Genomic DNA, 13,547 nt, shown 5'->3' with positions numbered 1-13,547 from the left:
ATAAATCGAAAGAACCTTAATTCGTAATTATTCTTTAGCTAAAGCTTGTTCCCAATCCCAAGCCGATTTGAGCATCTCATCCAAGTTTCTTTTGGTTTTAAAACCTATCTCTTGGGTTGCTTTAGTTGTGTCAGCATAAACAGCCTCTACATCTCCTGGTCGTCTGTCTACTATCTCATAGGGGACTTTCATCCCAGTGGTCTTTTCAAAACTTTTGACCATCTCTAGGACTGAATACCCATCCCCCGAACCAATATTGAATACTTTAAATGAATTATCAGATTGCTTTATAGCATATTCCATAGCATTGATATGAGCTTCTGCTACGTCCGAAACATGAATATAATCTCTTACACAAGTACCATCAGAAGTATTCCAATCACCCCCAAAAATATTGAGCTTTTCTCTTTTCCCAGTTGCAGTTTCGGTAATAAAAGGCACTAAATGATGAGGCGGACCAGACTGAAACTCTCCAATCAAAGAAGATTCGTGAGCTCCAATTGGATTGAAATATCTTAAAGAAACCACTTTAATAGGATGAGCAATACTGGAATCTTTTAAAATATCTTCACAAACTTTCTTAGTATTCCCGTAAGGAGAAATAGCGGGTTTAATAGGTGCATCTTCACTTACAGGCAATTGATCTGGATTACCATAAACTGTGCATGAGGATGAAAAAACGATAGGTTTGACATCAAACTCATTCATACACTCCAGTAAATTGATAGTGGATGTCAGGTTATTATAATAGTAATGTAATGGCTGTTCTACTGATTCTCCTACCAACAATACGGCTGCAAAATGAATTACTCCTACTATTTGATTATTGTTACTCCAGAAGACTTCCTGCAATTGCTCCTTATCCCGCATTTCAACTTGTTGAAATTCAGGCCGCTTACCGGTGATTTTCTCTATTCTTTCTAAAATTGATATATCGCTGTTAGAAAGATTATCAATAATTAAAGGTTCATAGCCTTGATTCATCAATTCTACCACAGTATGAGAACCTATATAACCTAATCCACCCGTAACCAGTACTTTGTTTGCCATTATTTTACTATATATTTTTCAAAATCTTTATGCTCCTTTTGGAAAAGCTTTTCCTTATCTAAAGATTTAAAGTATTCATAAGTAATCTTCAAACCTTCCTGTCTGTTGACCTTTGGCTCCCATCCTAACAGTTCTTTAGCTTTAGTAATGTCTGGCTGCCTTTTCTTTGGATCATCTTTTGGAAGATCTTTATAAATAACTTTTTGCTTAGTTCCCGTCAATTTAATGATTTCTTCAGCAAATTCCGAAATCGTAATCTCATCAGGATTTCCCACATTGACTGGATAAGAATGATCACTCAACAATAATCTATAAATTCCTTCAACCAAATCATCCACATAACAGAATGAACGGGTCTGTGAACCATCTCCAAAAATGGTTAAATCTTCTCCCCTTAAGGCTTGCCCAATAAAAGCAGGCAATACCCTACCGTCATTCAGCCTCATTCTAGGGCCATAGGTATTGAAAATTCTTACAATACGGGTTTCTAATTGATGATAAGTGTGGTATGCCATCGTAATGGATTCCATAAAGCGTTTGGCTTCATCATACACACCTCTGGGCCCAATAGGATTCACATTACCGTAATAATCTTCAGTTTGCGGATGCACCAGCGGATCACCATAAACTTCTGAAGTAGAAGCCACCAAAATTCGTGCTTTTTTATCTTTGGCAAGGCCTAATAAGTTATGCGTTCCATGAGCCCCTACTTTCAAAGTCTGAATAGGAATTTTTAGGTAATCAATCGGACTTGCAGGAGAAGCAAAATGCAGAATATATTTCAAATCACCGGAAACGTGAACATATTTAGATACATCATGATGATAAAATTCGAAATTCTCCTTCCCCATCAGATGGGCAATATTGTCCATAGACCCTGTGATCAGGTTATCCATTCCAATTACATCATAGCCTTCTTTGATGAATCTATCACACAAATGCGAACCTAAAAATCCTGCTGCTCCAGTAATTAATACTCTTTCTTTAGCCATAATCCTTACCTTCCTATGCTGAAATATGTAAAGCCTAATTCTTTCATTTGCTCTACCTCATATAAATTTCTCCCATCCAAAATCAAAGGGTCTTTTAATTCCTTTTTGATGATATTGAAATCAGGGGTTCTGAATACTGGCCATTCTGTCATAATCATTAAAGCATCTGCTCCTTTTAAAGCATCATTTGGATTATCGGCATAAGTGATTTTATCACCTATCTGATCTTTTACATTTTCCATAGCCTCAGGATCATAAGCTTGCACTTTTGCTCCAGCTTCAATTAAAGCTTCTATATTGTACAATGCAGGTGCTTCTCTAATATCATCTGTATTGGGTTTAAAAGCCAATCCCCACATAGCAATCGTTTTGCCCTTTAAATCATTTTTAAAATAGCCATTTAAGTTATCCATCAAACGCGTTTTCTGGGTAGTATTCACATCCATTACGGCATTCAATATCTTGAAATCATAATTTACATCTTTGGCAGATTTTGCCAATGCTTGAACATCTTTTGGAAAACAGCTTCCACCATATCCGATTCCTGCAAAAAGAAATCTTTTCCCAATTCTGGTATCGGTTCCGATTCCTTTACGCACCATGTCTACATTGGCACCTAGTTTTTCACAAAGATTGGCGATCTCGTTCATGAAAGTAATCTTGGTAGCCAAAAATGAATTGGCTGCATATTTAGTCAACTCAGCTGACTTCTCATCCATAAAAATGACAGGATTACCTTGACGTACCAATGGAGCATAAAGTCTCTCCATGATTTTGGTCGCTTTAGCAGATTGAGTTCCTATCACTACCCTATCAGGTTTCATGAAATCTTCCACTGCAACGCCCTCTCTCAGGAATTCTGGATTGGAGACTACATCAAAATCTACTTTGGCATTTTTTGAGATAGCAGCATGCACTTTATCTGCAGTTCCTACAGGAACAGTACTTTTATCTACTATTACAGCATAATTTTCTAGTATGTGACCCAAGTCATCTGCTACTTTTAAAACATATTGTAAATCTGCTGCTCCATCTCCACCTGGAGGAGTTGGTAAGGCTAAGAAAATCACCTCAGCATCTTTAATTCCTTCTTTAAGGTTTGTTGTGAAATCTAATCTGTTTTGTTTAACATTTCTTTCGAATATCACTTCAAGACCCGGCTCATAAATGGTCACTTTACCGGATTGTAATTTCTGTACTTTGGCTTCATCTATATCTACACAGGTAACGTGATTTCCTGTTTCTGCAAAACATGTTCCCGTTACTAATCCTACATAACCTGTACCTACTACTGCTATTTTCATTTAATATTTATATTTTGGTTAAATGACATTGAAATCTAAAAATATATCAGATTCCAAAATAAATTTTAGGTCAAAATTAAACTAATATTTGATAGAAATTAAGATCAGAAAGCTTTAATTTAAAAATCAATTACTATACCTAGATTAGGTAATAAAGAACTATTACTTACATCTGCAATACGTACTAATTCGCGAGGTTGTTGTATTTCGCCATTATCATTTCTTCTTAACCCAAAATTAGGCTCTGAAGGCAGATTTTGTACAAAAGCATTTTGTACTTCAAAAAAGATATTGAAAGTCCAGTTATCAAAGTTCCACTTTTTATCAATCCTGATATCGGTTTGATTAAATGGATCTAAAAGCAAATCTCCTTGTCTAGAATAATCTCTAATAATAGTAGGATAAGACTGTAGTGTAGCTTCTTGATCGACTGGTGCCAATGGTGTTTTACCCAAATAGCGAACCCTTGCACTAACTTCCCAGTTATTTCCAAACTTATAACCTCCTGTGAAAGTCAATAAATTTCTATTATCCCAAGTTGAACGCAAATATTCATTTTTATCAAACCCGGTAAATTCACTTCTATATAGCGTATAAGCCAATATTGCGTAAAAGTCTTTAGTCAGCTTTCGTTGATAAAGAAACTCCATCCCATAAGTTCTACCTAAACCTACACTTTCAATATTTTCATTTCCCAATACTGAAAATCCTCCTCCCAAATTAGCCAGAGAAACACTATCCACTACAGAAACTGGATAATTATCGTATTTCTTATAAAAACCTTCTATGCTAAATCTAGATGATGGAGTTACCAAATATTCAATTCCTGCTACCAAATGGTCGCTTTGGATATACTCAGCATCTTTATTGGCGTAAGTATTATTTTGATCGGTGAATCCTAAAATAGTATAAGGAGGTATTTTATAATATCTACCTACTGATGCATTTACAGTCCATTTCCTTTTTTCATCAAAGGTATAAGATGCAGAGAACCTAGGACTAAATGTTCTGTAAATTTCATTTCCTGTTTCAGTAAAAGTATTTCCATCCACTCTAAAGCCAGCAGAAACTCCTAATCTGTCATTCACAAAATTTCGAGAAGCCTGGGCATTTAAACCATAACGTGTAAAATTCAAGCTATTTTCATAATCAAAACCTCTGTTTTCATCTATCAATTCAGAATTATTAGAATAAATGGCCTCTTGCACTATAAAACCTGTATTGAAAGTCCAATCTTCCATGAATTTGGTCAAATTGTAGCGTAATTTTATTTCCTGCTCCTGAGAATTATTGCTAAATACCAATCCTTCCTGATTTACATTATCTTCAAATTGTTCGAATTGGTTATTCAAAATATTAGTGCTCAAAGCAGTAGTCATAAAACCAGAATTATCTTTAAACCTACGTTTCCAGCTTAAGCCTGAAGTAGTGCTCCACTGTTGAATGACAGGTATTTGGTCTAAAACAGCTTGTTGCTCAGCATCAAAATCATCTGGGGCATTGATGGTCAAATCATCAAGAGAACCCACACCCGTGAAAATTAGCTCATTATAATCATCAAATTTATGAGTCAATTTATATTGATAATCCCAATAATCAGGTAAAAATGGCAAATCAATAGCCTGAAATAATAATTGTAAATATGATCTTCTCACTGATGCAATAAATGAAGTATTACTAGTTTCTTCATCTTTCTTTTTGAATAAAGGACCTTCAGTGGTAACGGCAGCTTCACTACTGCTCAATCTGAAATTATTTCTAAATTCTCTTCTGTTTCCATCTCTTTGATCAAATTGTAATACTCCTGAAAGCACATTATCATATTGGCTTGCAAAAGCACTGGAAGATAAAGTTACACCCTCGAAAAAGGATACATTTAATAATCCTACTGGACCACCAGCACTTCCTTGAGTACTGAAATGATTGATGTTGGGAATCTCAATCCCATCTAAGTAATACACATTTTCATTTGGAGCTCCCCCACGGATAATAATATCATTTCGAAAACCACCAACCGAACCGCTAACACCAGGTAAAGACTGTGCAACTTTAGCTATATCGTTATTTCCCCCAGGATAGGTAGCAATTTCCTCAGGGGATAATCTTTGAATTGAAAGTGGTGTTTCTTCATTTTTCTTAAAGGGATTAGCTCGAACGGTAACCCCTTCTAATTGCTCTACATCCTCAGATAATTCAAAATTCACATTAGGAATTCCACCTGAGCGAACTGTCACATTAAATTTCGAAGCATTTTTATATCCTACAAAGGAAGCAGTTACAGTATAAGATTTAGGTTCTATATTTTTAATTTCATAGTAGCCTTCAACATTCGTTACTGCACCTAATTCCGTTCCTTCTATAATTACAGTTGCTCCAATTAAAGGCTCCTCCGTTTTAGCATCTCTTACATAACCGCCAAAACTAGCCTTCCCTTGTGCAAAAAGTGATTGAGATAAAGTCATAAAAACTATAACAGCACCTATTAATCCAAAAATGTAACGTTTCATTTTTAATATTTAAGTTTAAGATTTAATATTATTACAAATTCATAACATTTTTGTTACAAGGTTGTTTTAATATTAGAATAAAACTTTTCAGAAAATGTTAGATAACGGAATTAAACTGCTTCAACTCTACCAGGATTTCTTAAAAAAGAATCCGAATGCGACTATGAGTGAGTTTGGGGAAAGTTTGATCGAAGATGAAAAGGAAGAGAATACTGGAAATGAATTAGAACAAATGAGCAAAAAAATGCCTTTCCCATTTCCAGCGAATTCACCAGATGAATATATTGGTTGGGCTTGGGGAAGAATGATGAGTTTTACTCAGATTTGGGAGAAAAAAGCATTTGCCAATCAAACTATCCACAATTTAACGGAATTTGGAGTAGCTTTATTTGTAATGAGTCATGAAGGATGTAGTAAGTCGGAAGTTGCCAATCATTCGCTTCAAGAGAAAACCACTATTTTCGAAACCATAAAACGACTAGTGAAAAATGGAATCTTAGAAGAAAAAGCAAATGAAATTGACAAGAGAAGTAAGCACTTGAAATTGACTGAAAAGGGAAAAATAGCTAGTTTTTCAGTTATGAATCGGGCCAATGAGGTCAGCAAACATTTGGTGGGTAATTTGAATAAAACTGAAAAAGTAAAACTTTTTGATTCACTTATTAAACTTGACAAGTATCATCAACACTGTTATGAGCATTATAAGAATGAAAATTGGGAAAAATTAAAGGAAGATTTATTAGAATAAACCTTCCTCATTTCAAATCATTTATTTGCATCCTTAAACTAAATCTTAAAATTTAGATTTCAACATTTTTAATTTATTTACTGCATCTTCTCCATTTTCTAAAGTCCACACAGGGAAATTTGTAAACTTGTAAGAATTGGTGGAAGATTCATCGGAGAGCTTAGTATAAATGATACATGGTTCCTTTTTATTTTCACAATCAAATTTCATATAATATTGAGGCTCACCTTCAATTAGATTATCTTCTTTAACCTCCTCTAACGAAATCTTAACATTAGATAATCGAAATACTGCCCTATAGCTATTTTTTTCATCGCGATATCTTTTAGTATATGTAACGACTCCTTCATCGCTAATTGCAATAGTTGCATTTTCTTCTACACCATTAAGATAAGTCTGCAATTTAGAAACCATTTCTTTCATATTTAAGTCTTGAGCACTTACCGAAAGTGAACACAATGCAATAAAAAACAGACTAAAGAATATCTTTTTCATGTTTTAGGATTTTAAGTTTGAAAAAATTATTTATAGGCGTTCTGAATTCTAAATTAAAATCGAACTCAGGTTATAAATTTAAGCTTTTAATTTACTTTTCTCTTCTTTGGGCTCGTATTTTTTTGGGGCGTATAGAAAACCAAAAGCTTCAGCTCCTTCTTTTGTGTGTACTTCGTGATGGATGTAATGGGCTCTCATCATTCTTTTTAGGTAAGAATTTTTGGCTTTGAATTTTAGTTTCACTCTTCTGTGCACCAAAATATCATGGAATAAGACGTAGAATACTCCATAGCAGGCTACTCCTATTCCTACAAATAATAACCATCTCACTTCTGGAAATTCAATTCCAGCCATAATCAAAGCTGCAGAAGGAACGCTAAACACCACTGCAAACAAATCATTTCTTTCCAGTTTATGATTATGTACTTTATGATGTGATTTGTGCCATGTCCATAGGAATCCATGCATGATGTATTTATGGGTAAACCAAGCAACTCCTTCCATAAAGAAGAAGGTTCCTACAATTAAAAAGGTGTAAAATAATATGGTCAAGACTTCTGACATGGTGAATATTCTACAAAATTAAGCTTAATATTTCAATAATTCATCTCGAACTTGCTCCATCAACCACATTGGAGTGGAAGTGGCACCGCAAATTCCTACTGAATCATTATCTCTAAACCAGTTTTTCTCTAATTCAGTAATATTAGAAATGAAATAGGTATTAGGATTTTTATCCTTGCATACATTATATAGAACCTTTCCGTTAGATGATTTTGTTCCTGAAACGAAAATAACTTTATCAAATTCTCCGGCAAATGACCTAAGCTCTTTATCTCTATTGGAAACTTGTCGGCATATGGTGTCATTTGCATTTACACTTATACCCGCTTCAGTTAAAGTTTCTTTGATTTTATAGAAATTATCAGTGCTTTTGGTGGTTTGGCTATATAAAGTCATTTCCCTTGGCAGACTGTCAATATCCAATTCAGTTATATCCTGAAAAACAACAGCTTCCTGATTGGTTTGTCCTAATAAACCTTCAACTTCTGCATGACCATGCTTCCCGTATATATATATTTGTTCCTTTTTATCAAAGGAGTTTTTAATCCTATTCTGTAATTTCAATACAACAGGACAAGAAGCATCTACTAAAGTAAGATTATTTTCAATTGCTAATTTATAGGTGGAAGGAGGTTCTCCATGAGCTCGAATTAAAACTTTTTCATCCTTCAATTCTTTTAAAGCATCACGATCGATAATTTTCAATCCCTTTGCCTCAAGTCTTTTCACCTCCTCATCATTATGTACAATATCACCTAAACAAAAAAGGTAACCTTGCTCATCTAGCATATCTTCTGCCATTTCGATAGCATATACTACGCCAAAGCAGAATCCAGAACTATTATCTATTTTAACGTTTAGGTTCATCATGAGTGAATTTTAAAGCGTATTAAACTGATGTTTTACATAACTACCCAACAGTAAAAATAGTTTTTTTGAATCAGGAACTCTTACCCTTTCTTCCAAAATTTTATTAGGTGGGAATCGCTTAATCTTATCAAATAATTTCAAATAATAAGTATAAGCAAGGTATACACCCCATCTCGCTCCTCTTGGTAATTTCACTATTCCTTCATAGGCATGATCAAAATCTTTTTGAATATCAGCCTCTATTTTTTCTTTATGCGAAGCTGAAAAATCATTAAAATCTACTCCAGGAAAGTAAACCCTACCCCTTTCGTAATAATCCGATTTGATATCTCGTAGAAAATTGACTTTCTGAAAAGCCGATCCTAAACTTTTTGCAGATGGTAATAACTTTTGATATTCCACTTCATCACCTTCACAAAAAATCTTTAAGCACATTAAACCCACTACTTCTGCAGAGCCATAAATATATTCCTCATAAGAGGATTGTTCATAGTCAATATCCAACAAATCCATTTCCATGCTATGCAGAAATGCTTCAATTAATTTATGATCTATTTGATATTCATTTACTACCATTTGAAAGCAATGCAAAACAGGATTTAAACTGATTTGATTTTCAATTGCTTCATAAGTCTGTGCCTTAAATTCTTTTAAAAGGGATGATTTATCTTTATCATGAAAAGTATCCACAATTTCGTCCGCATAGCGAACAAAACCATAAATAGCATAAATAGGATAATGAAATTTTTTATCAAGACTTTTGATGCCCAAACTGAAAGACGTACTATATCGGTTCGTAATCAGCTTACTGCATTCAAATGTGGTTTGGTTAAATAGTTCTTTAGCATCCATGCTGTTAATTCTAAATGAAATCTTTCATTACCTCTTTGCCCACTACCTGCCCTGATATCAAAGATGGAGGCACTCCCGGACCCGGGACAGTTAACTGCCCAGCGTAATAAAAGTTTTTCAGTTTCTTATTTTTTAAAGCAGGTTTCAATATAGCGGTTTGCTTTAAAGTATTGGCTAAGCCATAAGCATTTCCTTTAAATGAATGATAATCATTTATGAAATCATTATGCGCATAACTACGCTTATAAGTTACATATTTCTTGATATCTTCTCCTAATATTTTCTCCATTCTATCCATAATGAGATCATAATATTTTTCTCTTATTTCCTCATTATCCTCTAAACCAGGAGCCACAGGCATTAATATAAATATATTCTCTTTACCCTCTGGAGCTACAGTATCATCAGTTTTAGATGGAGCACTTACATAAAATAATGGCTCATTCGGCCATTTTGGAGTTTCATAAATTTCTTGGGCATGAGGACCAAAATCATGATCAAAAAATAAATTATGGTGAACCAATCCCTCAATTCTTTTATCTACACCTAAGTAGAAAATTAAAGAAGAAGGCGCCATTGTTCTACTTTCCCAATATTTGGTATTATAATTTCTAAAACTCTCAGGAAGAATTTTTTGATCAGTATGCTCGTAATCAGCAGAAGAAACAATCACATCTGCTTCATAAGTCTCATTTTTAGTAATTACTCTTTTAGCAAGATTACCTTCACAATCAACAGATAGCACTTCCTGATCAGTTTTAAACTTCACTCCCTTTTCTTCTGCCAACTTCACCATTCCTTCCACTATTTTATGCATTCCTCCTTTCGGATACCACGTTCCTAAGCTGATATCAGCATAATTCATTAAGCTATAAAGTGCAGGGGTATTTTCCGGAAGAGCTCCTAAGAAAAGAATGGGAAATTCCATTAAACGAATAATGCGATCATTCTTAAAAAATTTTCGGACATGACTATATATGGATGAAAATATATCCATTCTAACCATATCAAACAACAATTTGACACTCATGAATTCAGTAAGCGAACGACCAGGTTTATAAACCAAATCGTTGATTCCCTTTTCGTATTTATAAGCTGCTTGCTCTAAGAATTTGTCTAGCTGTACACCACTACCCGGTTCAAGTTTTTCTAACATATTTTTGAACTCCTGCATATTGGCAGGCACTTTCAAAATATCGTCTTTTCCGAAAAGGACGTGGTAAGAAGGGTCTAGTCTTTGGAGCTCATAATAATCCGATACTTTTTTGCCAAAGGTTTCAAAATACTTTTCAAAAACATCAGGCATCCAATACCAACTTGGACCCATATCAAAAGTAAAGCCCTCAGCTTTGAACTGACGGGCTCGCCCTCCTAAATCCTTGTTTTTTTCTAAGACTGTAACATCACAGCCCTCGTTGGCAAGGTAAGTTGCAGTTGATAAACCTGCAAAACCAGAACCAATTACTACTACTTTTTTATTTGCCATTAATGAGTTAGTTATAAAAAAACTAGGATTAAATTACACAAAAAAATTCTCAAAAAATACTGATTAGCCCATAATTAGCAAAGCATTTTAATGGTTTACTAATTATAGGTTATATTTTAGGCATATATTTTAAGAGCATCTTTCAACTCTTTTCTGGCAATGTGAATTCTATTTTTAACAGTTCCAATTGGAATTTCCAATTTTTCAGCTATTTCATGGTATTTAAAACCTCTGAAATGCATCATAAATGGCTCTTTATAAACATCATCCAATTTAGAAATTTGACTTACAATGTCAGCCATAGCAAAAGAACCATAAGCTGAATTCTGTGCAATATTTTCAGTAGAATTAATGAAATGTAAATTTTCAGTAGTGTCAATGAAAGTTTTTCTTCTCACCATTCTCTGATAGTTGGTGATGAATGTATTCTTCATGATAGTAAACAACCATGCTTTCAAATTAGTACCCTCAGAAAATTTCTCTCGGTTTGAAAATGCTTTTAATACAGTTTCCTGAATTAAATCATTTGCCTGCTCCATGTCTTTCGTCAGCCTTAATGCGAACGGTTTCATAGATTTCGTCATGTTATTAATCGCGTAACCAAATTCTAATGCTGTCATGATTGTCAGTGTTTAATGTTGTTTAACAAATCTATAATTTAATTAAACAATAACCAAATATTTTGTTTAATTATTTTTTATTTTAATTAAACAATATGACATTTATAACAAGTTAATTTTAATTATAAAACCGTATAAAAGCTTATATAGGAGCTTAAACGCAATATTTTACATGTTGATACATTGATTTTAAATGTTTAAGAAATGTTGAACAAAATGAAAATATATTTAGATTTTTATATCTTTCTGTTTAAGTGTTGAATAAATAAATCAATATAATTCAAGAAATCGAAGGGTCATATCAAAATTAAGGGCATAAAAAAAGCCATCCTTTCGGATAGCTTTGTATTTAGTGTTAAATATATTTCTTATTCGTATTTCATATTTTTTTGACCTTCTGGTCTTTTAGGGGAAAGTTCAATATCTTTTTCCTTAATGAAATCAATTAGATCCTCCATTTTCATAATAAACTCAACATTTTTCTTCCTTTTAATATCTTGCCCTATTACCTGAAAACCACCAATAAAAAAAGTTGCACTACTAAATAAATCTGCCACTTCATCAATATATTCTTGAACTTCAGATTTTTTAGGAGCTGCAGTACAAATTGTTAGTACATAATCTGGCTCATGTATTTCTTTAACAGAATACAAATCTGATTTCGGAAGGTTTTGACCTAAATAAATGACCTTAAATTTTCTTGCTCTCAATAAGAAAGCTGAAAACATTAAAGATAATTCGTGTAACTCGCCCTCTGGCAAATACAATAGCCATTTTCCCTTAGATTCTCTTTCAGTAACATACTGTCCGTCAATTGCAACGGTCATTTTCTGACGAATCAAATTTGAAATGAAATGTTCTTGGGCAGGCAAAATGCTCCCTGTTTGCCATAACATTCCAATCTTAGCTAAAAATGGATAAATAATATTCAACATGGTTCTTTCAAAACCATATTTCAGGATATTATTATTTAGGATGCTCTCAAACCTATCTTCATCCATATCAATCATACTCAAGGTTAATGAGTTGATTTGATCAGGAAATCTTAGATTAGTTTCTGCTATTTTTAAAACCTCTTGACTTAATTCCTCTTCACCCATTTTGGCTATTTTGGATATTTTATATCCATTTTCCTTGAGTGTAGAAATGTTTAATACCAATTTTAAATCTTCATCACTGTAGTAACGAATATTGGTATCAGTCCTTTTAGGCTCGATAAAATTATATCGCTGTTCCCAAATCCTCAAGGTATGTGCCTTAATTCCTGATAGGTGTTCTAAATCTTTAATTGAATAACTGCTCACTATGCTTCTCTCCTTTCTACTTACCGGTTTAAATTAAAGTTTAATTCTTTTCACTCAATATGTTTTGGGTTGATAAGTAAAAAAAATAACCACAAGACGTTAAAAATGTTTTTTAGAAACGATAATATGTTCCAAATTTGTAAAAAAAATCTGAAAAACGCCATGATTATTTATAATGTTACTGTGAATGTTGAAAAAGAAGTGGAAGAAGTCTGGGTAAACTGGATGAAGGAAACCCATATTCCTGAAATTCTAGCTACTGGTTTATTCCATGAGCATAAAATGTTGCGCTTATTAAATGAAACTGAGGGTGAAGGAGAAACTTATGCAGTTCAGTATTTTACGGATGAATTAGATAAGTTAGAAAAATATATGAGCGAGGAGGCTCCAAGGTTAAGAGATGAGCACTACAAGAAATTTCAAGACAAATGTGTTTCTTTTAGAACTTTCCTGGAAACAGTCTAGAGATTCATTTAAAAAGGCTCATTTTAAGAAATGAGCCTTTTAATTTTCAAGAACTTTGCTTTTTCAAAGATTTAATTAGCATTCCTATCAATCGATAGGCTAAAAATACCCATGGTGCTCCATGCATCAACAAGTCAAAATAGTCTCCTGCTTGCATGCCTTCACCACCTCCTAAAATCCAACGAACTTTTCCAAAGAAATGGGGTTCAGGGAAATAGGGGGCTAGCCCTAAAGTAAGGACAGCCAAAATGGGAAGTAACAATTTATTTTGTTTCATGTGTATAGGATAG

14 protein-coding genes are annotated in these 13,547 nt (G+C 33.6%); 2 read left to right on the top strand and 12 right to left on the bottom strand.

Annotated features, from left to right (window positions below; genetic code table 11):
- Positions 1–27: 27 nt before the first annotated feature.
- The 4 genes from galE to QYS49_RS07580 form a co-directional block, all read right to left on the bottom strand.
- The gene (gene galE, locus QYS49_RS07595) at positions 28–1,050 is read right to left on the bottom strand and encodes a UDP-glucose 4-epimerase GalE (protein ID WP_308351157.1); all 1,023 of its coding nucleotides are present in this window, start codon (positions 1,048–1,050) and stop codon (positions 28–30) included.
- Entirely contained in the window at positions 1,050–2,042 is a 993-nt protein-coding gene (locus QYS49_RS07590) for a UDP-glucuronic acid decarboxylase family protein (protein ID WP_308351155.1), read from the bottom strand. The genes galE and QYS49_RS07590 overlap by 1 nt, the downstream gene beginning before the upstream one ends.
- Before the next feature lie 5 nt (positions 2,043–2,047).
- Positions 2,048–3,346: a UDP-glucose dehydrogenase family protein gene (locus QYS49_RS07585; protein WP_308351154.1), complete on the bottom strand. Its 1,299-nt coding sequence runs from the start codon at positions 3,344–3,346 to the stop codon at positions 2,048–2,050.
- A 119-nt stretch (positions 3,347–3,465) separates the two neighbouring features.
- On the bottom strand, positions 3,466–5,853 hold the full coding sequence (locus QYS49_RS07580; protein ID WP_308351153.1) for a TonB-dependent receptor: 2,388 nt from the start codon (positions 5,851–5,853) through the stop codon (positions 3,466–3,468).
- Positions 5,854–5,947: 94 nt separating this feature from the next.
- Here QYS49_RS07580 and QYS49_RS07575 point away from each other — a divergent pair, with 94 nt between their 5' ends.
- Positions 5,948–6,601, top strand: coding sequence for a MarR family winged helix-turn-helix transcriptional regulator (locus tag QYS49_RS07575; protein WP_308351152.1), 654 nt, complete (start codon positions 5,948–5,950; stop codon positions 6,599–6,601).
- Between the two features lie 45 nt (positions 6,602–6,646).
- On the opposite strand, the gene QYS49_RS07570 is transcribed toward QYS49_RS07575, so the two are convergent.
- The 7 genes from QYS49_RS07570 to QYS49_RS07540 all read right to left on the bottom strand — a co-directional run bounded on the left by QYS49_RS07570 (position 6,647) and on the right by QYS49_RS07540 (position 12,792).
- Complete coding sequence (locus tag QYS49_RS07570; protein ID WP_308351151.1) at positions 6,647–7,096, bottom strand: hypothetical protein; 450 nt, start codon at positions 7,094–7,096, stop codon at positions 6,647–6,649.
- 78 nt (positions 7,097–7,174) lie between these two features.
- A complete protein-coding gene (locus QYS49_RS07565; RefSeq protein ID WP_308351150.1) occupies positions 7,175–7,660 on the bottom strand; it encodes a sterol desaturase family protein in 486 nt (161 codons plus the stop codon).
- Positions 7,661–7,684: 24 nt separating this feature from the next.
- On the bottom strand, positions 7,685–8,530 hold the full coding sequence (locus QYS49_RS07560; protein WP_308351149.1) for a 4-hydroxy-3-methylbut-2-enyl diphosphate reductase: 846 nt from the start codon (positions 8,528–8,530) through the stop codon (positions 7,685–7,687).
- A gap of 9 nt (positions 8,531–8,539) precedes the next feature.
- Complete coding sequence (locus tag QYS49_RS07555; protein WP_308351148.1) at positions 8,540–9,382, bottom strand: phytoene/squalene synthase family protein; 843 nt, start codon at positions 9,380–9,382, stop codon at positions 8,540–8,542.
- A gap of 10 nt (positions 9,383–9,392) precedes the next feature.
- Complete coding sequence (gene crtID / locus QYS49_RS07550; protein ID WP_308351147.1) at positions 9,393–10,868, bottom strand: bifunctional phytoene desaturase/3,4-desaturase; 1,476 nt, start codon at positions 10,866–10,868, stop codon at positions 9,393–9,395.
- A 116-nt stretch (positions 10,869–10,984) separates the two neighbouring features.
- Entirely contained in the window at positions 10,985–11,488 is a 504-nt protein-coding gene (locus QYS49_RS07545; protein WP_308351146.1) for an RNA polymerase sigma factor, read from the bottom strand.
- A 368-nt stretch (positions 11,489–11,856) separates the two neighbouring features.
- Entirely contained in the window at positions 11,857–12,792 is a 936-nt protein-coding gene (locus QYS49_RS07540; protein ID WP_308351145.1) for a MerR family transcriptional regulator, read from the bottom strand.
- 105 nt (positions 12,793–12,897) lie between these two features.
- On the opposite strand from QYS49_RS07540, the gene QYS49_RS07535 reads away from it, so the two are divergent.
- Complete coding sequence (locus QYS49_RS07535; protein WP_308351144.1) at positions 12,898–13,257, top strand: DUF4286 family protein; 360 nt, start codon at positions 12,898–12,900, stop codon at positions 13,255–13,257.
- A 46-nt stretch (positions 13,258–13,303) separates the two neighbouring features.
- Here the strand turns inward: QYS49_RS07535 and QYS49_RS07530 are convergent, their stop codons facing one another.
- Entirely contained in the window at positions 13,304–13,534 is a 231-nt protein-coding gene (locus QYS49_RS07530) for a hypothetical protein (RefSeq protein ID WP_308351143.1), read from the bottom strand.
- Between the last annotated feature and the right edge of the window lie 13 nt (positions 13,535–13,547).

The organism is Marivirga salinae, assembly GCF_030503855.1.
GTDB classification, from domain to species: Bacteria; Bacteroidota; Bacteroidia; order Cytophagales; family Cyclobacteriaceae; genus Marivirga; species Marivirga salinarum.
This window is presented reverse-complemented; position numbering and strand designations above follow the sequence as displayed.